Here is a 24,858-nt window from a genome sequence, read left to right as displayed (position 1 = left end):
TAAAAATTATAACTTTTTCCTATTGATGTGTCAATTCTCGAAACTCTCTTAAAATACCTCGAAATAAGAATTGGCTTTTACTTTTGGCATTGCTTTTTGCATAATTAGCTATCCTTGAGAAACTGCTGGGTGAACGCTTTTTAGCAAAGGATCGAGCCGAAATCCTGTAAAGTCAATGAGATGGGTGATATTGCTTTATAAGTATTTCGGCTTAATCTCACTAAAACGCTTTATCTCGATCGTTCAGTCGATCGAAGAATGCAATCCACAAGTTCCACATCTCTTCAGCTCCCTGGACTACTAGAGCCTCTTCATCTGGGGAAAACATTGGGTTTGTGGCTTCGTTCGCTTTCTCAACGTGCTCCGGCTCTTGGGCAACATGAATGTCAACCCACGGCAGTTTTTTCTTCCCAGTGACTCGACAAACAGCCTCGCCAATACCTGAAACCATTACCAAATCTGCAACTTCTGTTCCATAAAGAAAGCCTAGCCCCCTTAAATAATTCCCTGAAGCCTCTTCATAGCCATTTATTAACTGCTTTGTTGCATAAAAAGGGACGGCATCAGTAACAACTTCCCTCTTGAAACCAACATTAGTCATGGTCTTGATATAGATGTTTTCATGAGCTTTTACAGGATTCCCCTCACCAACTTCTTGAAAAAGAATCTTGGAAATGGCTGTTTTAATTTCCATTTTTGGCATAACAGCAATGGTGCGAGATAGAAAAGTAGGGAAGTAGTGCAAGGGATGCCACCATTGACCCTAGAAAACACCAGCTTCGTCGTTTGTGAGTCCTACAGTTCTAATGGTTTCAAAAAAAGGATGGTTGAGTAGACGCTCTCTAAGTTCGTTATTGAGTAGCTTTTGACTGAGCTTGTTAATGCTTATTACTGGCTCTTTAGTCTGTGTCATTTTACTTCATTAACCTCTCTTAATGATGGTGGAAAAATCTTGGGGTTTATAGCTCTACTTCCTCTCGGTTGCCAGACATTTCAATCGAATTAGCCTGTAACCGTTTCACAATCGAATCAATCTTGTCAATCCGCTCCGCCAACTCCGCCAGCGTCGGGAATTCAAATAAACTGCGTAAGGGCAACTCTATCGCAAAGGCCTGACGCAACCGCGAAAAAACCTGGGTCGCTAGTAGGGAATGTCCCCCTAGTTCAAAGAAGTTGTCGTGAATGCTGACCCGCTCCAATCGCAAGACTTCCATCCAGATAGCAGCCAGGATCTTTTGGGTCGGGGTGTGAGGTAAAACAAATCTGGTAGACTCACTGAGACTGGATGCATCCGGTGCAGGCAGGGCATGACGATTTACCTTGCCGTTGGGGGTCAGAGGGAGTGCCTCTAAGCTGACGAAGGCACTAGGCAGCATGTAGTCTGGCAACTTCTGTTTGAGGAAGCTCCGCAGTGTACTGGGAGCAGGAACTTGTCCCTTCTGGGGAACGAAATAGGCGACCAAGCGTGGGTTATCCGGTTGGTCTTCGCAAAGAATCACCACTACTTCTTGTATATCTAAGTGCTGACTGAGAACAGTCTCGATTTCTTCCAGTTCGATCCGGAAGCCGCGAATCTTAATCTGGTTGTCGATCCGACCGACAAATTCCAGATTACTATCCGGTAAATAGCGAACTAAATCTCCTGTTTTATAGAGTCGAGAACCCAGCTTACTATTAAAGGGATTCTGAATGAATTTTTTCGCTGTCAAATCGGGATTATTGAGATAACCCCGCGCAAGACCACACCCTCCAATATGGAGTTCGCCCGCTACACCTACGGGGACTAAATTACCTACTTTATCCAGAATGTAAACTTCCGTGTTTGGCAACGGTTTGCCGATTGGGATAGAGGTTTTGCCACTCCCTTTTTCACAACACCAGGTAATAGATGATGGTCTTTCTGTCGGTCCATATTGGTTGTAAAGTTCGGCCTTGGTATGACGGATAAATGTTTCCATCAAACTAACTGTTAATTTGTCACCTCCGGTAATAACGCGTCGTATAGATTTGCAAGAAGCGAATTCTTTCTGATCGAGCAGGGTTTGTAGCATTGGAGGTACAAACCTAGCGATAGTGACTTGTTCGCGATCGATGAGCTTAATCAAATCATCAAAGTCGCTGGTTCTTTGCGGATTACCTATAACAATTCTGGCTCCAGTTAATAGTGGGATAAATAATTCCCACACAAACATATCAAAACTAATGTTTCCTAGTTGGAGGATGCGGTCATCTGATGTAAAGTTGTGTACTTTTTGCGTTCGGTCAACGCGACTGACGACACCCTCATGGGTCATTAAAATACCTTTAGGTTTTCCCGTTGACCCAGAAGTAAAAATAACATAGGCTAGGTTCTCAGATGTTACTTTACTGACTGGGTTCTCTTCATTCTCTTGGGCGATCGCTTCTGAAATTGAATCTAGACAAACCACCTTTGCCCCGCTTGCAGGCAGCCTCTCGACTAACTGCTGTTGAGTTAACAGTACTGACGCCTGTGACTCATTTAACATATAGGCTAAACGTTCTTGCGGGTATGTAGGGTCTAACGGTACAAAAGCCCCACCGGCCTTAAGGATTCCCAAAATTACCGCCGCCATTAAGAGCGATCGCTCTACACAAATTCCCACTAAAACTTCTGTCCCAACTCCCAAGGTTTGTAAGTAGTGCGCTATTTTGTTGGCATGGCAATTTAACTCTCGGTAAGTCAGTTGCTGTCCTTCAAATACCACTGCTACTGCATTGGGATTTCTCTCCACTTGGGCTTCAAACCACTGCGGGACAAGTTTATAAGGATACTCTGTTGTTTGGCGATCGCTCCACTCCACCAGTAATTGATGTCGCTCCGCTGCTGACAGCAGAGGCAATTCCCATATACGTTGCTCCGGATTGGTTACAATACCTGCCAACAAAATCTGCAAATGCTCTACCATGCGGCGAATTGTCGTCGCCTCAAATAAATCGCTGTTATATTCTAGTACCCCCGTAAGTCCGTCTTTTGTCTCCGACATCAACAGAATTAAATCAAACTTGACGGTGACGTTGTTGATTTCCAAAGGAGTGAGACTTAGATCGGGCAGTTCCAGTTTCCCTAACGGTGCATTCTGCAAGATAAACATTACCTGGAACAACGGGTTATGGCTTAAAGACCGTTCTGGCTGCAAAACCTCTACCAGTTGCTCAAAGGGTACATCTTGGTAAGCATAGGCATCCAAAGCCACCTGCCGCACCCGATTCAGTAACTCTTCAAAACTCGGATTGCCTGAAAGGTCAGTACGCAATATCAAAGTATTGACAAAAAAGCCAATTACTGATTCAACTTCAGAGCGATTGCGGTTGGCGATCGGAGTGCCGACAACAATATCTTCTTGATTGCTGTAGCGTGAGAGTAAGATGGCAAACCCTGTCAGCAAAGTCATAAACAGGGTTGCTCCTGATTGTTGACTCAGGCGCTTGAGCTGCTGAGTCAGGTGATGATTGAGTTCAAAGGACTCGCTACCACCTCGGAAAGTCTGAACAGGAGGACGTGGGCGGTCGGTAGCCAATTCCAGTAATGGCGGCGCTCCTGCTAACTGTTGCTTCCAGTAGTTAAGTTGAGTTTCCAGTACTTCACCTTGAAGCCACTGTCGCTGCCAAACAGCGAAGTCTGCATACTGTATGGGCAACTCTGGTAAAGGTGCAGGCGTAGTGCCTTGCAGAGAAGGTACACCCTGAGAAAATGCTTCGTACAGTGCAGATAATTCTCGCATAAATATAGCAATCGACCAGCCGTCAGAGATGATGTGATGCATCACCACCAGCAGCACATGAGATGTTTCGCCCAGTCGCAGTAGAGTGACTCGTACTAAAGGAGGCTTTGATAAATTAAAAGGTCGTTGGGCTTCCTCAGCAATTAATCGTCTGACTGTATGAGATTGCTCTTGTTCTGATTGCTGTAAGTCTATTACTGATAGGGTTAAATTTGGGGTAGAGGCGATCGCCTGGACTGGAGATCCATTTACTATCGGGAAGGTAGTACGCAAGACTTCGTGACGGCGACAAATTTCGTGCAAGGCCATCTCTAGGGCGGCTAGGTGGAGAAAACCATTAACACTCACAGCAAATGGTATGTTGTAAATACTACTTCCAGGCTCAAGTTGATCTAGGAACCACAGTCTAGCTTGAGCAAATGATAAGGGCAGTTCCTCAGATCGAAACACGGGCTGTATCGGAAACGCTATTGGGCTGTGGCCATTGTGGCGAGCAGCTTCAATCGACTCACTTAACTGGGCGATCGCAGGTGATTCAAACAAACAGCGCAAGGGCAACTCCACACCAAAGGCTTGACGCAACCGCGAGATGACTTGAGTAGCTAGCAGCGAATGTCCTCCCAATTCAAAGAAGTTATCATAGATGCCGATTTGTTCTAATCCCAAGACTTCAGCCCAAATACCACCTAAAACTTCTTGGGTGGGGGTACGAGGTGGAACAAAGCCCATTGACTGACTGAGACTGGAGGCATCTGGTGCAGGTAGGGCGTTACGGTCTACCTTGCCGTTGGGGGTCAGGGGGATTGCTTCTAGGCTGACGAAGGCACTAGGCAGCATATAATCTGGAAGTTGCTGTTTAAGAAAGTTACGCAATGTACTCGGAGTAGGAGCTTGCGCTTGATGTGGTACAAAATAAGCTACTAAACGCGGATTGTCTGGTTGGTCAGAGCGGGTAATTACCACCACTTCCCGCAGGTCTGGGTGTTGACTTAAAACCGTCTCAATTTCTTCCAGTTCGATGCGGAAGCCGCGAATTTTTACCTGATGATCGATCCGACCGAGAAACTCGATGTTCCCATCAGCTAAATAACGAGCTAAATCTCCTGTCTTATAAAGGCGTGCGCCCTCTTCCTGGCTAAAGGGGTTGGGAATAAATTTCGCTTCGGTCAATTCTGGACGGTTAAGGTAGCCCCGCGCTAGTCCAACACCGCCGATATGGAGTTCCCCAGGCACACCAACAGGGACTAATTGCAGGTATCGATCCAATATATAAAGCTGAGTGTTAAAAATCGGACGACCAATGGGAACCCAAGCTGATAAAGAGGTCTGCTCTGTAACTTCATAAACGCAGCAACCAACTACGGTTTCTGTCGGACCGTATTCGTTAATTAATCGGGTGCTAGGGGCATAACTACGCCAAAATGAAAGGCTTTTGCCTGATAATGCTTCACCGCCGACGATCAAAGCCCTTGTTTGACCCTCAACTTCGTTGTTAACTAACAATTGGCTAAGAATATCCAGATGCGCTGGGGTGATTTTGACCAGGCTAAAATCACTGTAAGAGCGCAAGGCAGCGCTGAGAGCTTCAATCTCTTGTTCCTCTGGTAAAAGTACTACTTTCTGTCCCACTAATAAGGGAGAGAGTAAACTGGTAATGGTTGCGTCAAACCCAATCGAAGAGTTAACCGGAGCGCCACAGCCATCTACAGCATATGTCTTTGTAGCCCAAGTAAGATAATTGACGAGTCCTTGGTGGACGATCAGCGTACCTTTTGGTCTTCCAGTAGATCCGGAAGTATAAATTACATAAGCTAAGTTCTCAGGCTTAACACCACTGATGGGATTGTGTTCGCTTTCTTGAGAGATTAGTCCCCAAACTGTATCTACACAAACTGCATCTATGTTTTTTTCAGATAACCGACTTACTAACTTTTCTTGAGTCAGTAGCACTGACATTTGTGAATCAGACAACATGAACTTTAATCGTTCCTGGGGATGCCCTGGGTCTAACGGCACATAAGCCCCACCTGCTTTGAGAATTCCCAAGAGTGCCACTACCATTTTAATGGAACGTTCCATACAAATGCCTACTAGCACTTCAGGTTTTACTCCTAGTGTTTGTAGATAATGCGCTGTTTTGTTAGCTTGGTTGTTCAACTCTCGGTAGGTTAGTTGCTGGTCTGCAAACACAACTGCTACTGCATCAGGGGTTTGTTCTACCTGCTCTTCAAATAACTGATGGATACACTTGTCTAGTGGATATTCAGCTTGAGTGTTATTCCACTCCACTAACAACTGATGTTGCTCAGGTACAGTCAGTAAAGGCAGTTCGGAAACTCGCTGCTGTGGATTAGCAACAATGCCTTCTAACAAAGTGACAAAATGTCCTGCCATCCGGGTAATTGTAGCTCGATCGAATAAGTCAGAGTTGTACTCTAAACTTGCAGTCAGTCCTTGCTCAGTCTCCGTCATCAACAGAGTTAAGTCATATTTAGCTGTCGGGTTTTCTACTTCTAGGGGAGTTATAGACAAACCAGACAATTCCAATTTTCCAGGCGGTGTATTCTGCAAAACGAACATCACCTGAAACAGTGGGGAGTAGCTGAGGTTTCTTTCTGGCTGCAAAGCTTCTACTACTTGCTCAAACGGTACATCTTGGTGAGCATAGGCATTCAGAGCGACTTGGCGCACCCTTTGCAGTAACTCCCAAAAGCTGGGATTCCCAGAAACGTCAGTACGTAACACCAAAATATTGACAAAAAAGCCGATGACAGATTCTATTTCACTACGGTTGCGGTTGGCAATTGGGGAGCCAATCAAAATGTCTTGTTGATTGCTGTAGCGCGATAGTAATACGACAAAGCCAGTCAGCAAAGTCATAAATAAGGTTGCGCCTGACTTTTCGCTAAGGCTTTTGAGTTTTTGAGTCAGATGATAATCTAGCCCAAAGTGTTTGATACCACCACGGTTTGTCTGTATTGGCGGGCGCACTCGGTCGGTAGGAAGTTCCAACAGGGGAGGCGATCCTGCCAATTGTTGCTTCCAGTAATCCAGTTGAGTGTCCATGACTTCCCCTTGAAGCCACTGCCGCTGCCAAACAGCAAAGTCTGCGTACTGGATGGGCAGTTCCGGCAGGGGAGAGGGTCTAAGAGTTGAAAAAGCTGTGTACAAGGCTGTTAGTTCGCGCCACAAAACACCTTCAGACCAGCCATCAAAGGCAATGTGGTGGACACTCAGGAGTAGTACGTGTTCATTTTTACCTAGCTGCACTAAGGAAGACCGTAATAGCGATCCTTGTTCGAGATCAAAGGGCTGTTGAACTTCGTTTTTGACCAGTAGTAAAACTTGAGTTTCTTGTTCCCTTTCACAGAGTTCCTGAAGATCCACTACAGGTAACGTTAAGTTGAGGCTGGGAGCAATCACTTGAACAGGCTTGTTTTTTGAAGCTAAAAATGTAGTCCGTAATGCTTCGTGGCGTCGGATAATTTCGTTGAGACTATGCTCTAATGCAGAAATATTTAGCAAACCCTGAACGCGAAAAGCAAAGGAGACATTATAAATAGATCTGTCTGACTGCAACTGGTAAAGGAACCATAATCTTTCTTGAGAAAAACACAAAGGGAGATGTTCATCTCGCGGAACAGGCATCAAAGCTGGAGCTTGATTCTGTAAGTCGATAATAGTTCTAATCGCTTGCCAGATATCTTCCCCTGTTTTGGCTAACTGCTTTGGATCTAATGAATTGCTTTCAGCAAAATTGCTCATTGTAGTTTTCTCGGTTCAGGTTTTTAGGGACATGCTGGAGTCTTTGGTCTAGCTAAGAAAGCCCGTAGTGATATCACCCAACTTTTAGCCAAAATTCATCAGCCTTGCTTTTCATCGATCAACTTAACAATAGTTGCTACGCTTTGAAAATTTTCTGAATTAATATCATGACTTTCAAATTTGATATTAAAAGCATCTTGTAGTTTAAGTACAAGCGTGATGGCATTGATAGAATCTAAGCCTAAGCTAAAAAGATTGCTATAGTCTGACAATTCTTCGATATCAACATTTTTTAAGACGTTAAGAACAACACTCTTAGTTTTTTGTTTGAGTTCAACGCTATTCATGAGTTTATCTCCTCTAAGGAAGTATCAATTAAATCTTTTTTCAAAACTTTACCTAATGGACTTTTAGGAATCTCTTTGCGAAACTCAATAATTTTCGGTACTTTAAAGTCAGCTAACTTTTCTTTACAATAAAATAAAATATCTTTTTCATCGCAAATCTCTAGATTTTTGGGGACAATAACTGCCTTAATAATTTCTCCTGCATATAAGCCTTTGATTCCAACCACAACAGCTTCTTTAACTTGAGTATGCCCTATCAAAACATCTTCTACTTCTAAGGGATCGACTTTGTGACCTCCTGTGTCAATAAAGATTTTCTTTCTGCCAGTAATGTAAACACGACCGACTTCATCTTTCTTACCTAAATCACCAGTTAAAAACGACCCATCCTTAAATACCTGTTGATTGAGTTCTGGTCTGTTGGAATATCCGCTGGTTAGTGCTTGGCTCCTAACGATTACCTCTCCAATAGCTCCCGCAGGGAGTTCTTTACCTTGTTCGTCAGTAATTTCAATGTCTACATTTCTCAGGGGAAAACCTACTGAATCATAGCTATCTTTTGGATTTTCGTCTAAATTAATTGCAATAGAACCAGTTTCTGTACAGCCGTAAAGTTGTCTCACAGAAATGCCAAACCGCTGAAAAAATTTATCAAAAATCTCTTTTGATAAAGAGTTACCAGCAGAAAAGCATAGTTTCATTGTGGAAACATCGGCTTGAGCATCAGCGGGTGTTTCTGCCAGAGTATTAAAAATATAAGGAACAGCAGGTAGAATAGTAATTCTCTCTTTTTCTATGAGTTCTAATACCCTGGAACATCTAAAGACAAATGGCACATCAATGGTTGTTTGTTGATGTGAAACTTGCTCTAAAATCACCAAGGTTGCTCCATTACAGGTAGCGGCTAATAAGCAGTTTCCTAATCCATGTGCGTGATACAGTGGAATTATACATAAAATATTGTCTCTTGAAGATATATTGACAGTTTCGGCAAAGTTTATGACTTCGCGCTCTAAATTATTTTGGGTTCTACACACTCTCTTAGGTCTCCCCGTAGAACCAGAGGAATATTGATAAAGCATATTACCTGTGAAAGGAGAAATGCTTTCTGTAATCGTTAATTTATCTACTTCTTTAGCAAATGTATAAGTACCATCCAACACAATTAATTCTATGTTTTTTTCTAGTTTTGAGATGATATTACGGCTAATATCTGCCCGGTTACTGTCGGTGATAATTGTACTAGCTTTAGTATCATTAATGTAGTAGCTAAGTTCATCTTCTTTAAGAAGGGGATTTAATGGCAAAACTATAGCATTCAGTTTAGCGGCAGCATAAAAGGCGATCGCAAATTCTGGACAGTTAGGCAAAATTAATGCTATGCAGTCACTTCGACCGATACCAATTGTTCTAAGACGGTTACTTAAATGCTTGATATGAGCATAAAGTTCTTGATAGCTAATCCTTCTTTGGTCATAAACAATAGCGGTTTTTTCCGGATATTTTTTTACAATTTCAACAAATCTTTGTTCTAACATCTCTACCTCAATTATTAAAAGTATACTAGCTTAAGCAACTTCACTTTCATTTAGAGATTACCATATGGTAATTGATAATTTATATAGTTAAAGCTTGGATAATTAAAAACTTTTAAGAAAGTAGCTTTCGGGGAATTTTTCAGTAATCATTATTATCGGCTTTTTGTTGGAAAAAACTCGATAAGTACGAGAAAGCATTTTATCTTCTCTTGCTATATTAAAAAACTCAGATAAGTCTTCAGCTGTTTCTATAGCTGAATCGATTATTTCTTTAAATGTCTCAAGTTTATGTTCTAACCAGATTCTACCCATTGCTTCCTGCGATTTGATTAATCTGTCTTTCAACTTGGTATCTAATCTTTCAGGTACAATTATAGATTCAGCGTAAATAAAATTATTTAGGCTAATCTTGCCTTGTAATAAGATTTTTCTCTCAATTACTTGAGTGTCAATATCCAACTCTAAAGCTGGAATAGATTTTGTAATTTTGACTAACTTTTCGGATATTTTTACTAATTGAATCTTTTCCAATAAATAAGCTTCTAATATTTCTGTTAATGTGCCATCCGTTGTTAGTAAGATTCTTTGAAAAGAACTTATTTTAAGTGGTTCGATGTGCCTCTTTGCCAAAGATTGATGCATAATTTTATCTCAAATCTATTTTTTTACGACCTGTTTACGAATTTGAGCAAGCAAACCACCATGCCTTACCATATCAAGCATCTCCCTAGAGGGAGGTGTAAATTGTACAATCCCAGACGGACCTTTTACTAATCCTTGGCTTGGTTTGAGATCGATGACTTCCCCTTCCGAAGCGGGTAAATTATCGATTTCAATTGCCAAAAGTCCAAGATTCCAAGAATTACGAAAAAAGATGCGTCCAAATCTGGGAGCAAAGACAGCAACAACGCCAGCGGCGAGTAATGAACTGACTGCTTGTTCGCGAGAACTGCCAATTCCGAAGGTATCGTTACAGCTAATTGCGTCACCAGGTTTGAAAGTTGCTGCCAAGCCTGGTATCATATTCTCGAATACATGAGTTGCAAGTTCCGCTGGGTCTGTTGACGCGTGCTTGTATCGTCCTGGAATAATATCATCGGTAGAGACGACACCGAAGACTTGACGCACGCGCAAACTTTGATAAATGTCACTCATAATAAATCTCCCGTTTTAGGTATTTCCCCGTGAATGGCTGTATGTGCTGCTACTAGCGGTGAAGCAAGCCAGATATCTGCTTTAGGATTACCCATGCGACCGAGAAAATTGCGATTCATGGTGGACAAAACGCGATCGCCCGATGCTGGTATCGTTCCCTGAGTTCCGAGGCAAGCACCACATCCAGGCGGAGTCACGATCGCGCCTGCACGTATGATAGTTTCCACATAGCCGAGACGCAGAGCCTCAAGATATACTGTTTGAGAACCAGGAGTCACTAAACAATGAACTCTAGGGTGAACTTTTTCGCCAGCAAACACCCTAGCCACCTCAGCGATATCTTCCAAGCGACTGTTGGTACAGCTACCGATAAAAACGTAGTTAATTTTCTCATTGCAACATTCATCTAAAGGCACGACATTCGATGGCGAGTGCGGTTTAGCAATAAATGGTGGCAAGCCATCGATGTCAAGACGAAAGCGTCGCGGATCTCCCTCCGCCGGCAGATGAATAGGTGCGAGATTATCGGGTCGCTCTCGACCCGGTGGCAAGAATGAACATTTTGCACCAAGCTCAACAGCCAGGTTAGCAATGGTTGCCACAGCATCAAGGCTCAGTGTGTCAAGCCAGTTGCCGCTCCATTCAATCGATTTGTAAAGAAATGGTTCTTGTCCTAGTTGCAACAGCGTATAAAGCATCACATCTTTGGCGCGGGTACACTGTTGGGGGATGCCACAGGTTTCAATCCAAACCGTGTCTGGCACTCGCAGCCAAGTCTTACCAGTGACCATCGCCGCGACGATATCAGATGCTCCCATCCCTAGTGCCAGACATTGCAGAGCGCCACCAGTACAAGTGTGAGAATCAGAACCAACCACAATCGTTCCTGGTTCAAACCATCCTTCTTCCAAAGCCACAACGTGACTGATACCCCTGCCAGCTTTGAAAATACACAAACCTAATTTTTCCGCAAAATCTTCGGCTTCGCGCAAGCGATCGGCAATTCTAATATCAGGAGCCAAAACCGAATGATCGAAAAATACGCCGATCCGTGATGGATCGAATACTTCGGTGAAACCATTTTCGGCAAAGAGTTTACGAATTGTTGGCGAGTTGCCATCTTGAAGGTAAACCCGATCGACTCGAACTGTTACAAGTTCACCTGGCTCAACGCGATCGCGGTTGGCATGGGCTGCAATAATTTTTTCACCTAAAGTCATGCTACTTTTTCCTCTAAGATACGAAAGTATATATCCCGTAGCTCTTCGGGGCTAACAGAGCCACCTTGCTGGATTGCTAAGGTACGCACTTCATCTAAACAATACCCCAATTTGGTTTCATCAACAATTACGCCTTGCTCTCTCAGGACATGATGTAAGAGTGTCCGCCCAGAATGCTTGCCAATGATATACTTACGCTGCCCTCCTACTTCTTCTGGCAAAAAAGGCTCGAAAGTTTTGTCGTTCTTCAGCATACCCTTAACGTGTATGCCCGACTCGTGAGCAAAAACATTGTCACCAACAATTGGCTGCCAGGGAGCTATTTTTTGCTTGCTGGCCGAAGCTACTATTCTACTGAGCTGATACAAACGTGAGGTATCAATACCTAAATCTTTTCCGTAAAGCTTTTTCAACGCTAGAGTCGTTTGCGCTAGATCGGGCATACCAGCACGTTCGCCTATAGCGTTCACAGTTACGTGAAAATAGCGAGCACCAGCTTGTAAGCCTGTAAGAGTATTGGCTACAGCGAGACCAAAATCATTGTGAGTGTGGCATTGAACATCTATCGAAGAAACTTTAACAACGCTTTGGACACGCTCGGCATAGGCTTCAGGCGTTAGGATACCGATGGTATCGGAAAGACGCAAGCGATCGGCACCAGATTCAGCCACGGCGCACGCATATTCTTGCAAAAATGGAATTTCAGTTCGACCTACATCTTCAGCGCTAATTGATACGAAAGCCCCCCGGTCTTTTGCGTATTTAATTAGATTTTTGGCTTGCTCGAGCAACCAACTGCGGTCTTTGCCTATACTCTCCTTTAAATGTACGTTGGAAGTTGGTAGACCAATATGGATAGCCTTAAATCCAATGTCTAATGAAAGGGCGATATCTTCTCTTACACCTCGGTTCCAGGCAACTAGTGTGGCATCACTACCACGCGCAATCATCGCTTTTAAAGTTTCTAACTCTTCGCCACCCATAGCTGGAATTCCCGCTTCAATCCAGCGCACCCCGGTAGCTACAAGGTAATCGTGAATGGCTAGCTTAGTAGCCTTTGAAAAAGCCACGCCCGGTGATTGTTCACCGTCTCGCAGAGTGGTATCTTCGAGAATAATGTCATCTCTTATCATTCTTATCTCCACATGAATTAAGTTTCGGATTAAGCCCATCCATTTTGAACTTGGAATTTTAGATTTTGGATTAGCTATACCCCTTTAAATATGCAGGGCTGTTTCCTTCTAAGATTTTCCAATGGCTTTATCCCTTGGAAATCAAGGGTTTTAGCCAATATTTCCTAGTAAGAAAGCCTAAATTATTAAAAACTGCTGTTTTGCTTACTGCCAGAGGCTTTGGAAACACAAAGCTCGAAAATTGAACCTGAGAATGAAACAGCCCTGCTTTAAATATGGGGATGAATATTTTAGATTTAGAATTGTGGATCTATCACAAATCTTAAATCGGTATGCCCTTTATTTTTTGCAAATTAGTATTGCTACACCCAGTGCTTTGTCTGAGGAAAAAACTTCCTGTCTTGTAAATGAGCTGATTTTATTTAGCTCATAAAAGTTGTCGTAGTTTAAATTTTCAGGTTCTGGCAAAGGAACACCACCTGCATGCTCGACTGTAAACCCTGCTTTTTCGGTAAGCGTCCAAACATCAGCGAACGGTCTTAAGATATCTTCAGTGAAATTATGATGTTTCCATGCTTCTATTTCTGAGGGATTTTTGAAATTATTCTTGAGATTGTTCTCGCCACGAATGTGGATCATCTTAGCAAATGACTGCCATGATTTTGTGGTCATGTCACTACTGGCACACTTCTCTGCTGTAACAAAGCAGCCGCCTTTCTTTAGCAAGCCTCGCAGCTTTTCAAGAAGAGACAAAAACTCGTCGTCGTCAGCTATATGGTCAAGCGTTAGTGATGATAAGATCAGGTCTTTACTATTTGGTTCAATATCATTTTGCCAATCATCACTCAAAAAAGAAGCGTGCTTGAAACTTGGAGTTATTTGGACTGAATCTGTTTCAGCTAGTTTTTGTTTTGCTACCTCCAAAAAAGCGGCACTGTGGTCTACCAAAAGTAAGCTTTTCATCTTAATATGCTTACTTACTGTTATGGATAAATTAGCACTACCGGAACCGATTTCCATACAATCTAGCTTGTTTTGGTCTGAAAAATGTTCAGCCACACGCTCGGAAATAAAATTTAAAGCAGGCCAGTAAAAAGGAATATTCTCACCAATGTAACCGTCATATTTATTGGCTACTTTTGATTTGACGAAGTAAGTTTCTTCTGCCATGATTTTCTACCTTTTTTCCTTGATTATGGTACAGTTTCGAGCTTTTAAAAATCCGTATTTATTTAACCAAAAGCCAAGAACCATCTCTCTATCTCCTCATCTCGCTATCTTCGTTCTATTCAGTTTACTAACCAATAGCAATAGCAATCATCCCTAGCATCATTGCAGCAGCGGCAATAAGGCGGCGCGGAGCATCACCTTCATTGAGTAAGTGCGTTCCCATAAAAGCCCCAATAAGAACGCTAATTTCTCGAGATGGTGCCACGTAGCTTACAGGAGTGAAAACCAGCGCGGTGAGAACGAGGATATAAGACAGAGGATTGAGAAAGGCTACACCAAGGGCTTCGAGACGATGGTCACGCCATTGTGTGCGAACCTCATTCCAGTGACGGAGTGCAAACGGGGCAAGCAACGCTACACGACCTAAAGTGGAACAATAGTCCAACAATAGCGGTGGGATTAGGAACGCACTTACAGCACGTTTATCCCATAGAGTGTACGTAGCAATAATTGTACCAGTAAGGATACCATAGGCCACCGTCGAGCGGCTACCTGTTTTCTGGAATTGGTGCGGATTGCCAGTCAGAACAAACACGCCGAACGCAATGACAATTGCACCCGCCAGAGCCATAGGAGTAGGTTGTTCCCCAAAAAGCACAATAGCAGCCACAGTGGAGAACATAGGACCAGTACCCCGTGCAAGGGGATAAACTAGCGAGAGATCGCCTGTGTTGTAGCCTCGTTGTAGCAACAGAAAGTACATCAGGTGAAGGATAGCGCTCCCAATTATGAATAGAAACTCCGTAAAACCTATATGTGGTGGGTGTAGTATGATAACCGCAATTGTAATAGGTGCATAAATGACCGCTGAAAGTGCAGCAAAAAGCCAAACGAACGCCGCTCCTCCACCTGCACGCTTTGCGAGTAAGTTCCAAGTAGCATGGATAAAAGCTGCAGCAAGAACAAGTATGATTGCTAAGTCATTCATTAGAACCTGTTTAAAACGTTAAAAAAAAAAGCCTATCCAGTATGAGATTAAGGCTTTAATTGTCGAACCATCAAATGAACCATAGCAGGAAAAATCATCATTTCACTCGTTGTCGGCAAAAATTCATAATCCTTACTCAATCGTCGATAATGACCAAACCAAGAATAGGTTCGTTTCACTACCCATCGCTTGGGAATAACCCTAAAATTTGGGTTCTCATCTGTACGCTTGAGGTGTTCCAACTGCCAAGTAAAATCTTGAGCTATATACTCAATAAACTCCTGCACGGCATTGGTACTATCCACCCAAATCCCTTTCTTGAAAGTCCCAACTCGTGCAAAAAAGGTGGCAAGTAACCTCATGGCTGCACGGTCAGAACGTCCAGCACCCTGAACGCATACAGCCAAAACCAGGCAAGAACGTATCGACTAAAATTGTTCGCTTGCGTCCTTTGACTTTTTTACCCCCATCAAAGCTGATTTCTTCCCCTCCACTTAACGTTTTCACTGAGTGACTATCAACACGGACTGTGCTGGGTTGGGCTAAGCGTCCGGCTTGTAAACGCACCATCACCCGCAATTCATCGTTGAGCCTCTGCCATGTGTCATCTGCCTCCCACGCCCGAAAATAGGTAGATACACTCTGCTATTTGGGTAGGTCATGGGGCATGGCTCACCACTTAATTCCGTTTGCTTTGCAAGTAGAAAATGGCATTGAGTACCTCCCGCATATTCCGGCAGCGGGGTCGTCCTCCGGGTTGGGCTGCCGAAATCAGGGGTGCTAAAATTTGCTACTGGTCATCGGTGAGGTCTGTGTCGTATGCTAATCGTATCATTTTCGGGTCTTCTCAATAAACCCTTTTACTCTACAACCATTTTTTCAAACAGGTTCTTAGAACTTTACAAGGCTTTTAAGACTATTTGCCTATTTGATTATTACATTCTTTGTTCGCTCCCTTATATTATTTAATTTCTGAACAGACTTTGTGAAACAGGACTTACGCAACTGTCACAAGCGCTCAATAGCGACTACGTCGCACCATGCACTCAAAAATTAGACGATAAACATCGGAATATCTCGACGTTAGTGTGCAATCCCACATCAGCAAAAATTTATTAAGGTTTTGAGTCGGTTATCAGCTTGTGGGTTCCCCGGACGGTTTACGGATTGGAGTGAGGGCGCGAGCACTCATCACCATGCGCCACTTGCGTAAGTCCTGTTGTGAAAAATTTATCTCTTGCCACAGCATCGTTGAAGCCTACAAGTTCAAAAAGTTCTGTTATGGAGGTGCACATTTCTTCTGCTTCTAGAGTTCGATTGTTTTTAAGAATGGTTTCGCAAACTTTTTGCATAGCACTGTGAGCTGCACGCAAGAGATGATTCGCGTGGATAATGATATCAACACCATGCTGAAACATTTCTTCAATAGTCACATTGTTGTAGGTAGTAGGAACGCAAATAATCGGTTTTCGGAAGCCAAGCTCATTACTAAGAGCTTCGTATCCTTCCAAGAACAAATAAACTTCGTCAATCGTTCTTTTTGTTGAGTGGATCATGATTCCATCAGCGCCAGCTTGGAGATACATCCGTGTTCTGGCAAGAGCATCGTCTATACCTTGATTGACAACTAGACTTTCCAGTCTGGCGAAGATCATAAAGTCGTTCGACAACAAAACCTTTCGACCGCGTCGGATTTTATTGGAAAAAACTTCAGGATCTTCCAAAATGTGCGAGACATCTGCTGAAAGGCTATTCCGCTTCGGATATTTTTTGTCCTCGACAATAATAGCAGACACGCCCAAATTTTCAAGCCTGCTACAAAGATACTCAAAATTAACAGCTTCCCCGCCCGTGTCACCGTCTACAATTAAGGGTTTATTAGTAACGTTGAGAATTTCCCCAATGGTTTCTAAACGTCTTTCTATGCTACCTAGTTCGGTGTCTGGGAGTCCTTTTGAAGCTGAACTAGTTAAGCTAGAAACCCAAAGACCGTCGAATTCAATGCTTCTACTATCTTCATCTGAAATGGATGCAGTACTGGCAACAATAGCTGACAATCCGTTATGGGCTTCAATTATCCTAATTGGTTGATACCTATTGATAAGAACCTTTAGGCTACCACGCCTTTTTTCTGGAAAAATTCTGTATCGCAGTGACATATCTAATGTTGTTAAGTGTTCCTTATTTTGCTCATGTTTTCGGCCAATTCCCTTGTTTATTTATATTTATTTATATTTATTATTTATATTTAACAATAGTCCGGACAGTTTTTAGTTCGCTGTCTGAAACCATCGATTTTCCGTTGGTAGGGAACTTGCCTTGGAGCCTTGAAACCCTTATTATACGGTTGGCAATCAAAAACTGTCCGAAGTATTGTTTAAATATTTATTTACAATTATTAATCTTGGTTTACACTTATTTAACTTAAACAGCATTTGTATCAATTAGTACCAATTTTAAGAAGTTATGCAATAGTACAGGACTTACGGCACGCTATATAGAGCCCATTTGACATCTTTTAGAATATGAATTAAGGTACTCGAAACCAGCTAATCCCAGTCTCATGACTTATGCGATCGACCTAACCGATGCAGAGTGGGAAATATTTGAACCCCTGTTGCTTGAGATATTACCGACCAAAAAGCAGACCAGACCGAGTAATTGGACAAAGCCAGAGATCTTCAATGGAATCCTCGATCAACTAAAAAATGGGTGCAATTGGCAAGACTTGCCGAAAGACCTACCGCCCTATTCCACCGTCTATTGGCACTACAAACAGTGGCGAGCCGCTGGGGTTTTCCAGGAATTGATGCGTCTCCTACATGGACAAGTGCGCGAACAGGTGAAAAAAAACCGCAGTGGACGACCTTGACTTTCGTTGACTCCCAAGCAGTAAAAAATACCTGCAATGCCAGTGTGGAGTCAAAGGGTTTTTGTTTCTACTCTCGCCACCAATGGCATTAAGAGGCATCTGGCTATTGATACCCAAGGGTTGCCCTTTTTTACCCACGGAACTCGCGCCAATCTCTGGGATGATGCCGGATTAATTGAGATGTTCACACTCAACATCGACTACTTTGAGTCAAAACCCCTCGATCTTCCCAAAATTACCATCCTCCTAGACCACGGTTATCATCCAGAATATTTATCTGAAGAGTTAGAACGGATTGGGTGCATCTCACTTTTGCAAATACATCAAGTGGAAAGTTGACCATTAAGATAAGCACAGCGAAGAGAAAGGATAGAGGAAACATTCTCGATATTCCACGCTCGCCCCCGATAGTTTCACTCAAGCGTCCAATTCGTTTTATCGTTGATTCAATTGTTCCAGAACCGATTGAGCTTACGGATTCTTCTTTATAAGATTGATAGTTAACTATTCGGCTGCGATGAGTTTCTCAATAATTACAAAATGTTTTAAATGATTTTTTTTTCACATATTTAAATATAGCCTTTCTCAGTAACATGTTCCGACGGGCATAGGACATAGGGCATAGGGCATAGGGCATACCTCACCACGCGATCGAACCGCTATAAATTGATAACTTCATTAACTTTTCCTGACCATAACAGACTTTCTGCTTGCTTTGAGCGTTTCATTGAACCTCCTGCCTTTATAGAGATTTTCTTTCAGATGATACCAATCTAAAATTTCTTGTTTTTGTTCAGTCACTCCAATTTCTTGAAAGAGGTTCCAAATTCCGGGATGACCATCTCCTATACAATATATAGGATGCAGAAGTTTTTGGCTATTACTCCAATCAATTAAATCTTGATTATTTTGAAAAAATGCTCCACAATAAAGATTATCTAAGCAGAGGGCTTTATAATCTTTCCAATAACACGCCTCGTCTTTGTGTTCGTTATGCAGCCTGATTTTGCCTCCATCTAATGTAATTTTTTGGACACCTTGTTTAGATGTAGGCAATTCAAATTTTTGTCGGCTTACTAATCTGTGTAATGTACTACGATCGACTGGGGTTACTGTGAAATTTTCTCAATCTTTTTCTCCTCTTTCATAAGATTCATTGGCACTGATTAAAAGAGCGCACTTTGACCTTATGGGGCTGAGTTGAGTAGAGGATTTTCATCCAAAATATTCTTCCTGATTATCTGTAATATTCAGCAACCCGACTACGGATTTTATTTTTTGGCTTCTTCCTGTTTTAATTCCTGATACTGTTGAAAAAAAAAGCTACCTAGTTCGGGGCCCACTGCTGCTAATATTTTTTGACGTAGATATTTTTTGATACTTTCATGCATTTGACAGCTCAGTTGGATCTGTATTTCTGTAAAGAATTTCTGCTACCTCTTTTAAGTGTGCTTTTAGGCGCTGTCGATCTTCGGGTGTCATTTTCTTTACCAGATCTTTTTTTTACTGTTTTACTAGCTTCTTGATTTTAGCTATTTTTTTATAGATTTGCCAAAGTGAGATGCACCCGATGTTGCCGCCCGGCCAGCATGGTAAATCACTTTAATATTGCTCTTGCTATCTGCTTCTGCTTGCAATAATTTTCGGATACAGTTTGCATAGTATTGGGGATTTTTACCTTCAGAGTTATCGCTATCTCCGTCATCGTTCATCCCCAATAATTGCCCTAGCTGACTGGCCAGATTTCGCAACAAACTAGCTGGAGTTTCCTGTCCTTGCTGTGTCAAGGTTGCCGCTACTGACTCGCAAGCTTGCAGAAATTCCCGACCCAGTAATTCTGAGTTATCCTGTAATATCTGCGATTTCTCTCCGTTGGGGCAATTCAGGAGTGTCTGAATCAGTTACAGATAGGCTGGGGCGAGGGTTTCGTCCATTGTGGGGAGTTGTCAGTAACACCGATGTTTATTTTATCATGCTTGGTGGGTGACCAGAAACCGGGTTTTTGTGATTGTGTGCGGGTGGCCAGAAACAGGGTTTTTGGGAGATACTTTGTTACAGGTGAAGAGATGGGAAAAAACCCGGTTTCTTTGATTTTTTACCGCTGATGTCGGCGGATGTACGCTGATGAACGCTGATGAATTTGGATTTTTTTACCGCTGATGCTGGCGGATGTACGCTGATGAACGCTGATGAATTTGGATTTTTTTACCGCTGATGTCGGCGGATGTACGCTGATGAACGCTGATTAAGATACAGTTTGTTTAGTTACTTCTACATAAATATGTTCTAACCGCACCGGATACCGAGCGATTGAATCAATAGAAATTCCATCGAACAGCAAAATAATCTCTTTTAATTCTAAACGTTCCGGCAGCCAAAAAGCTAAATCGCTACCGTAGCGGCGGGGTATGAAACTGTATTTTTGAGCGCGGGCGATGACTTCAGCTTCTTCGTCGGTTTTTACTACGATAATTTCTTGAGCCGGAATCAGTTTTTGCAACTCTTCTAAACTACCTTCAGCTACAATACTGCCATTTTTCAAAATCCCGATTCTCTGACACAGCCGCTCAGCTTCATCCAATAAGTGAGTTGTCAGCAAAACTGTGATTCCTTGCGATTGCAAGCGCTGAATTAAATCCCAAATTTCATAGCGAGCTTCAATATCTAAACCTGTTGTCGGTTCATCTAAAATTACTAATTTCGGCTGGTGTACCAAAGCCACGGCAATATTCAAACGGCGCTGCATTCCTCCGCTCAAAGTTTCCACCGGGCTTGTAGCTCTATCTGTCAAATTTACTGCTTTCAAACAGTGTCTTACTTGATAGCGGCGCTGTTTCCGCTCTAAGCCGTAAATTTGAGCAAAAAAATTGAGGTTTTCTTCGCAGCTAAGGCTTTTGTAAAGCAAATTTTCTTGAGGCGCTACACCTATTAACAATTTGGTCGCTTGGGAAACAGGTTCGCCATTGATGGAAACTTTGCCGCTGTCGGCATTTAACAAATTGCATAAAATATTAATAGTCGTAGTTTTCCCAGCCCCGTTTGGCCCGAGCAAACCGTAAATTTCTCCCGATTGAATGTGCAGTGTTAAATCTCGAAGCACTGAACGCTCACCATAGGACTTATTTAGCTTTTCTATTTGCAGCACTGCTTTAATTCTCCGTATTATTTTATATATTTACGGTTGTTTCTGAACGATTAAACCGCAGAGAGCGCAGAGGGCGCAGAGGAAGAGAAGAGAGAGATGAATAATTACGACATAATGAGATAGTTTTAAAGTCTTCTTTCTACTCTCAACATCCGTCGGTAAGAAAGCCATCCGCCTCCTATCATTAAAACAGCAAAAATACACAAAAACCCGAAGTGCGACGAAATATCAGCCAAATCTTTGCCGTCAGCCCACACGCCCATCAGCGCTTCGTTCATGTGATAAATTGGATTGTACTGGGCGAGATCCAGCAGACTTTTGGGAAACAGCGAAGTTGGCAAAAATGCGCCTCCTAAAATCAACAAAGGAACGCCGAAAGCGGCTACTAGCGAGTTGACATCTTCAGTGCGCCTCGCAAACTGGGTGCCGAGAATAAAGCCTACACCTACATAAGATACAATACTTAGCAGAATAATCGCACATCCTAACAGAATAGAGCCTTGAAATTGTGCTCCTAAAAAAGAGGCGATCGTGTATACTAAAATTACCTGGCCGATGCCGATGCAAGTGTGAGCTAGAAAAATTCCTAAAAAGTAGGAAGTGCCGCTCAGCGGGGAAATAAACAAGCGTTTGAGGGTATGCTGTTCTCGCTCTGCTACTACTGTTGCTACGCTACCACCGAGACAGCTAAAAAATAAAGCGGCTCCTACTAAGCTTGCAGGTGCAGCAGTTTCAAAGGCTTTTGCTGTGGTGAGATTAGCCCGTTCTTTTAAAATCAAACCGTTAATTAGCAAAATAGAAACTGGAAAAATACTCCACAATACTAAGCTGCGCCGCCGCCTCCCCAATTCAATTAAAATTCGCTGGGCTACTGCGAGCGTTTCGTACCAGTATTTCATCTTAAATTTGTTAGCATTGTTATTGTCGGGAATCAAAAATTAAAGTTAATAGCCTATGATACAGTCATTACATAAGCTTGTCAAATAACAGTTCAAAATGTACACCATTGAATTGACATCAGAAGCCGAAGACGATCTTAAGTGGTTCGACAGACGCGAGCGAAATATCATTGTAGACGGAATCACAACCAACCTGAGCTACGATCCAACCGTCATGACCATGAATCGAAAACCTTGTCGAGATGACGGTACAAAAATTGCCGATTGGGAATTGCGTATCGGCGTGTATCGGGTATATTACAACGTGGAAGAACAAGTCCGTGTCGTTGCGATCGAACGGATTGGTGAAAAACCCAATAATACTGTTTTTTTTCGTGGCCAACAGGAGGAATGACTATGTTATGGACTTACCGCGTATTTCACGATCCAGACGGTTATTGTATCCGCATCGTGTATTACGAACGCGACAAGACGCTTATCGGTTATCAGAAAGAGCCTGCGATGCCTACAGGGGACACGGCTGAAGATTTACTGCAAGACATCGAAGCGTTTAAACAGGCATTTGAGTTACCTATCCTCACAATGGATGAACTTGAGGCTGAACTAGCAACCCGCCCTCCGAAGCCAAAAAAAGATCGGAGTCAAAACAAAACGCTCGATCGAGTAATAACCGAACTAGACGTGGAAAGTCTTACTTAATCGTAAAACTCGTACCTCTGTAGCATCCTTGAAAAGAAGTTAAACTGGTGCGATTTCTCTGTTCCAATTTAGTCACGAGGGAAGAAGTATTGGAACTTTCAGCGGTAGCACCCCACTTGTAGATAAAGTCGCCTATATAGTTTCCGGTTTCTTCGTAGCTGTGCTCTTCTATTGGAATTCCCGAAACTCCTGAAACAGTTTGGTTGTGGTATCCGTTAACAATGATTTTTTCGATAACGGCTCCCGGTTCTGTGGTAATGTTCCATTGCACCGGTTCGTAGGCTGAAAGTGCGAGAATTATTGGCTTGTTTCGGCGTTCTACTTTAATTTCGATCGCACTTTTAGATAAATAATTTCGGTTCCCGCGATCGGCATTAGCTTCGTACACGCCTATTAAGTGAAGTTCTTTATTTCTGCTTGAGGAACCGATATAAGCTGAAAAATCCTCGGAACCGTCAGGCCCGCAGTTGGCGGTCGAACTAATTGGGGAAATAAAAGCTGTTTTTTCGGCTAGTTTCTGCTGCACCGCGGGTACTACCCACAATCCGGTTCCGACTCCTAAAGCACCTATCAAAGCGGCGGCGATACCGAAAGGAAGGGCTTTTGTCAGGTTGCGAACAACTGGTGTTGCTGTTAGTTGAGATAGGGTTTGCTGCCAAGTTTCAGCAGTTTGTCGATCGGCACTGCCGCCATCCAGACAGGCCAATAAAGCTAAACTTTCCGGCTGTTCGAGCAGACTTTGAACTGTTTTCCCTTCGCCGACGTAGAGATTTCTAGTTGCGGTGTCTAAAAGCAGCCAATAGCGATCGCCCTCGCCGAGGTTGTACTTTTGTACGGCAGGATCGACTAAATCGTGCTGCAAAAATACCAGCCAAGCCATATTATTGCCAGTGCCGACTGTTTTGCCGTCGCTGGATATAAGTTGGTCGATGTCGGGTTCCCAGCGCCAAGCTACCCAGCGACTATCTCCTCGATAGCCGAGGGATTTTTCCAGTTGCGGATGAGCGGTTATTTCTAAGCGTTGAACTAAGTTTGACACTAGATGTCCTCCTCAAGTGCGATCGGGTCTAGAGCAATTTTGTTCCAATTTACTAAAACAAATATTTTGCTCATGAAGAGCCTCGGAATAATCGGGTTAATTTTGTCTTGCTAATGTTATCAGTCGGTACTTTCCCAACCACACTGGCTTAACCAAAATATGCCTGTTTAATGGCTTAGCTTGAGAACTTGGAGCTGGCGAGCACCCGCCTGGTAATAACTTTAACCTTTGCTGATAACTAATCCTGTTACGGATTAAAGCTGGCTATCTATGACTGCTTCTACCTGGTTGTCCAGTTTTGAAAGAGTGCGCAAGCCGATAGCGTCTACAAGTTCTTAGCTTAACTTTTATTTCGCTAGTCTGCTACACAATATGCCGATCGCACCTGACATCCATATTAAGCAGGCAAATAAATATTCCGGCTTTCTCGCGGGTGAACTATCCCTGAAAAAGAGAGCGTTTCAGAGAAACCCGGTTGCTGTAAAAGTTCTGACACGGAGCCTATTACTGGCGGGGGCCATCAATCGCATCTCTAGTCGGTGCAACACCTCCGGGGCTAAAGGAACTCGGCGGCACTCTCGGAAGATTGAGACTGGGATTGGGAACTAAATCGCCGTTGCTGTTGCCACCAGTTCCACCCGTGGGAGACGCACTGTTATTGGGATTGCTGCTTGGCGAAGTTCCCGGATTGAGATTATTGGGATTGGTACTCGGTGAACTTCCCGGATTGGCATTATTGGGAGTACCTCCGGGCGAAGTTCCCGGATTGGCATTGTTGGGATTGTTGGGATTTGCCGTGCCTGCAGGAGTAGTTATCGGGGCGCCTGCTGCATCTCTGGTGATGGTGTTGGGGTTGGGGGCAGCAGCCGGAGCGCCCGCATTGGGGTTATTTGCAGGAGCATTGGCGGGGTTGCCCGCAGCCGGAGCAGTGTTTTGGGGCTCAGCATTGCTGCCACACAAGCTGACTAAATCAAAAGTTGTGCCGCTTGGGGTTTCGATGAAGCAAACAGGCACATTTACTCGGGGGTTTGAGGCGGTGGGAAAATCGGCTGTTCCCGGCATGGGACGGCTAAAGGCAGCTTCAGCCATCACTGGGGTCAACGCAGCCGATAGAGCGGCGATTGTTCGCAATAATCTCATCAGCG

Annotated in this window: 19 protein-coding genes and 3 pseudogenes; 4 read left to right on the top strand and 18 right to left on the bottom strand. The window is 43.2% G+C overall.

Going from position 1 to position 24,858, the window contains the following annotated elements:
• Positions 1–220: 220 nt before the first annotated feature.
• The 12 genes and pseudogenes from QUB61_RS07190 to QUB61_RS07135 all read right to left on the bottom strand — a co-directional run.
• Positions 221–748: pseudogene (locus tag QUB61_RS07190) on the bottom strand (iron-containing redox enzyme family protein); the annotation flags it as partial.
• A 211-nt stretch (positions 749–959) separates the two neighbouring features.
• Positions 960–7,508, bottom strand: a complete 6,549-nt coding sequence (locus tag QUB61_RS07185; protein WP_333124603.1) for an amino acid adenylation domain-containing protein — start codon at positions 7,506–7,508, stop codon at positions 960–962.
• A gap of 98 nt (positions 7,509–7,606) precedes the next feature.
• Positions 7,607–7,855 carry a phosphopantetheine-binding protein gene (locus QUB61_RS07180; RefSeq protein WP_333124601.1) on the bottom strand — a complete coding sequence of 83 codons (249 nt, stop codon included), beginning with the start codon at positions 7,853–7,855 and terminating at the stop codon, positions 7,607–7,609.
• Positions 7,852–9,393 carry an AMP-binding protein gene (locus QUB61_RS07175; RefSeq protein ID WP_333124599.1) on the bottom strand — a complete coding sequence of 514 codons (1,542 nt, stop codon included), beginning with the start codon at positions 9,391–9,393 and terminating at the stop codon, positions 7,852–7,854. The genes QUB61_RS07180 and QUB61_RS07175 overlap by 4 nt, the downstream gene beginning before the upstream one ends.
• A 102-nt stretch (positions 9,394–9,495) precedes the next feature.
• Positions 9,496–10,035, bottom strand: coding sequence for a chorismate pyruvate-lyase family protein (locus tag QUB61_RS07170; protein WP_333124596.1), 540 nt, complete (start codon positions 10,033–10,035; stop codon positions 9,496–9,498).
• A 15-nt stretch (positions 10,036–10,050) separates the two neighbouring features.
• Complete coding sequence (locus QUB61_RS07165) at positions 10,051–10,548, bottom strand: LeuD/DmdB family oxidoreductase small subunit (protein WP_333124593.1); 498 nt, start codon at positions 10,546–10,548, stop codon at positions 10,051–10,053.
• Positions 10,545–11,768, bottom strand: coding sequence for an aconitase/3-isopropylmalate dehydratase large subunit family protein (locus QUB61_RS07160; RefSeq protein ID WP_333124590.1), 1,224 nt, complete (start codon positions 11,766–11,768; stop codon positions 10,545–10,547). The genes QUB61_RS07165 and QUB61_RS07160 overlap by 4 nt, the downstream gene beginning before the upstream one ends.
• On the bottom strand, positions 11,765–12,940 hold the full coding sequence (locus QUB61_RS07155; protein WP_333124587.1) for a homocitrate synthase/isopropylmalate synthase family protein: 1,176 nt from the start codon (positions 12,938–12,940) through the stop codon (positions 11,765–11,767). The genes QUB61_RS07160 and QUB61_RS07155 overlap by 4 nt, the downstream gene beginning before the upstream one ends.
• 300 nt (positions 12,941–13,240) lie before the next feature.
• Positions 13,241–14,071 carry a class I SAM-dependent methyltransferase gene (locus QUB61_RS07150; protein WP_333124585.1) on the bottom strand — a complete coding sequence of 277 codons (831 nt, stop codon included), beginning with the start codon at positions 14,069–14,071 and terminating at the stop codon, positions 13,241–13,243.
• 127 nt (positions 14,072–14,198) lie between these two features.
• Positions 14,199–15,059 (bottom strand): DMT family transporter, encoded by an 861-nt coding sequence (locus tag QUB61_RS07145; RefSeq protein ID WP_333124583.1) that lies wholly within the window; start codon positions 15,057–15,059, stop codon positions 14,199–14,201.
• A gap of 47 nt (positions 15,060–15,106) precedes the next feature.
• Positions 15,107–15,846, bottom strand: a pseudogene (locus QUB61_RS07140) (IS5 family transposase).
• A gap of 373 nt (positions 15,847–16,219) precedes the next feature.
• Positions 16,220–17,218, bottom strand: coding sequence for an isocitrate lyase/phosphoenolpyruvate mutase family protein (locus QUB61_RS07135; protein WP_333124580.1), 999 nt, complete (start codon positions 17,216–17,218; stop codon positions 16,220–16,222).
• 404 nt (positions 17,219–17,622) lie between these two features.
• Between QUB61_RS07135 and QUB61_RS07130 the strand changes: the two genes are divergently transcribed.
• Together QUB61_RS07130 and QUB61_RS07125 are read left to right on the top strand one after the other, a co-directional pair.
• Positions 17,623–17,931 carry a transposase gene (locus QUB61_RS07130; RefSeq protein WP_333124577.1) on the top strand — a complete coding sequence of 103 codons (309 nt, stop codon included), beginning with the start codon at positions 17,623–17,625 and terminating at the stop codon, positions 17,929–17,931.
• A 36-nt stretch (positions 17,932–17,967) separates the two neighbouring features.
• Positions 17,968–18,270, top strand: coding sequence for a hypothetical protein (locus QUB61_RS07125; protein ID WP_333124573.1), 303 nt, complete (start codon positions 17,968–17,970; stop codon positions 18,268–18,270).
• On the opposite strand, the pseudogene QUB61_RS07120 reads toward QUB61_RS07125, so the two are convergent.
• The 4 genes and pseudogenes from QUB61_RS07120 to QUB61_RS07105 form a co-directional block, all read right to left on the bottom strand.
• Positions 18,255–19,413 (bottom strand): annotated as a pseudogene (locus QUB61_RS07120) (ISKra4 family transposase). The gene QUB61_RS07125 and the pseudogene QUB61_RS07120 overlap by 16 nt on opposite strands.
• A 50-nt stretch (positions 19,414–19,463) precedes the next feature.
• Positions 19,464–19,718 carry a hypothetical protein gene (locus QUB61_RS07115; protein ID WP_333124570.1) on the bottom strand — a complete coding sequence of 85 codons (255 nt, stop codon included), beginning with the start codon at positions 19,716–19,718 and terminating at the stop codon, positions 19,464–19,466.
• Between the two features lie 458 nt (positions 19,719–20,176).
• Positions 20,177–21,076, bottom strand: a complete 900-nt coding sequence (locus QUB61_RS07110) for an ABC transporter ATP-binding protein (RefSeq protein WP_333124567.1) — start codon at positions 21,074–21,076, stop codon at positions 20,177–20,179.
• A gap of 125 nt (positions 21,077–21,201) precedes the next feature.
• On the bottom strand, positions 21,202–21,975 hold the full coding sequence (locus tag QUB61_RS07105; protein ID WP_333124565.1) for an ABC transporter permease: 774 nt from the start codon (positions 21,973–21,975) through the stop codon (positions 21,202–21,204).
• A gap of 97 nt (positions 21,976–22,072) precedes the next feature.
• Between QUB61_RS07105 and QUB61_RS07100 the strand changes: the two genes are divergently transcribed.
• Both QUB61_RS07100 and QUB61_RS07095 read left to right on the top strand, forming a co-directional pair.
• The gene (locus QUB61_RS07100; protein WP_333124563.1) at positions 22,073–22,369 is read left to right on the top strand and encodes a type II toxin-antitoxin system RelE/ParE family toxin; all 297 of its coding nucleotides are present in this window, start codon (positions 22,073–22,075) and stop codon (positions 22,367–22,369) included.
• A gap of 2 nt (positions 22,370–22,371) precedes the next feature.
• On the top strand, positions 22,372–22,674 hold the full coding sequence (locus QUB61_RS07095; RefSeq protein ID WP_333124561.1) for a hypothetical protein: 303 nt from the start codon (positions 22,372–22,374) through the stop codon (positions 22,672–22,674).
• Here the strand turns inward: QUB61_RS07095 and QUB61_RS07090 are convergent.
• Together QUB61_RS07090 and QUB61_RS07085 are read right to left on the bottom strand one after the other, a co-directional pair.
• A complete protein-coding gene (locus QUB61_RS07090) occupies positions 22,667–23,713 on the bottom strand; it encodes a hypothetical protein (protein ID WP_333124559.1) in 1,047 nt (348 codons plus the stop codon). The two genes, QUB61_RS07095 and QUB61_RS07090, sit on opposite strands and share 8 nt — an antisense overlap.
• 504 nt (positions 23,714–24,217) lie before the next feature.
• On the bottom strand, positions 24,218–24,853 hold the full coding sequence (locus QUB61_RS07085; RefSeq protein ID WP_333124557.1) for a hypothetical protein: 636 nt from the start codon (positions 24,851–24,853) through the stop codon (positions 24,218–24,220).
• Positions 24,854–24,858 lie beyond the last annotated feature (5 nt).

The organism is Microcoleus sp. C2D2 (assembly GCF_036702495.1).
In the GTDB taxonomy this organism is placed as follows: domain Bacteria; phylum Cyanobacteriota; class Cyanobacteriia; order Cyanobacteriales; family Microcoleaceae; genus Microcoleus.
The sequence above is the reverse complement of the archived record's forward strand: the minus strand, read 5'-3'. Positions and strand labels throughout refer to the sequence as shown.

Coding starts and splice junctions, on each gene's coding strand:
- QUB61_RS07160 (WP_333124590.1), bottom strand. CDS start 11,768: ATGACTTTAGGTGAAAAAATTATTGCAGCCCATGCCAACCGCGATCGC.
- QUB61_RS07125 (WP_333124573.1), top strand. CDS start 17,968: ATGCCAGTGTGGAGTCAAAGGGTTTTTGTTTCTACTCTCGCCACCAAT.
- QUB61_RS07135 (WP_333124580.1), bottom strand. CDS start 17,218: ATGTCACTGCGATACAGAATTTTTCCAGAAAAAAGGCGTGGTAGCCTA.
- QUB61_RS07170 (WP_333124596.1), bottom strand. CDS start 10,035: ATGCATCAATCTTTGGCAAAGAGGCACATCGAACCACTTAAAATAAGT.
- QUB61_RS07085 (WP_333124557.1), bottom strand. CDS start 24,853: ATGAGATTATTGCGAACAATCGCCGCTCTATCGGCTGCGTTGACCCCA.
- QUB61_RS07130 (WP_333124577.1), top strand. CDS start 17,623: ATGACTTATGCGATCGACCTAACCGATGCAGAGTGGGAAATATTTGAA.
- QUB61_RS07165 (WP_333124593.1), bottom strand. CDS start 10,548: ATGAGTGACATTTATCAAAGTTTGCGCGTGCGTCAAGTCTTCGGTGTC.
- QUB61_RS07100 (WP_333124563.1), top strand. CDS start 22,073: ATGTACACCATTGAATTGACATCAGAAGCCGAAGACGATCTTAAGTGG.
- QUB61_RS07185 (WP_333124603.1), bottom strand. CDS start 7,508: ATGAGCAATTTTGCTGAAAGCAATTCATTAGATCCAAAGCAGTTAGCC.
- QUB61_RS07095 (WP_333124561.1), top strand. CDS start 22,372: ATGTTATGGACTTACCGCGTATTTCACGATCCAGACGGTTATTGTATC.
- QUB61_RS07145 (WP_333124583.1), bottom strand. CDS start 15,059: ATGAATGACTTAGCAATCATACTTGTTCTTGCTGCAGCTTTTATCCAT.
- QUB61_RS07175 (WP_333124599.1), bottom strand. CDS start 9,393: ATGTTAGAACAAAGATTTGTTGAAATTGTAAAAAAATATCCGGAAAAA.
- QUB61_RS07155 (WP_333124587.1), bottom strand. CDS start 12,940: ATGGGCTTAATCCGAAACTTAATTCATGTGGAGATAAGAATGATAAGA.
- QUB61_RS07105 (WP_333124565.1), bottom strand. CDS start 21,975: ATGAAATACTGGTACGAAACGCTCGCAGTAGCCCAGCGAATTTTAATT.
- QUB61_RS07180 (WP_333124601.1), bottom strand. CDS start 7,855: ATGAATAGCGTTGAACTCAAACAAAAAACTAAGAGTGTTGTTCTTAAC.
- QUB61_RS07150 (WP_333124585.1), bottom strand. CDS start 14,071: ATGGCAGAAGAAACTTACTTCGTCAAATCAAAAGTAGCCAATAAATAT.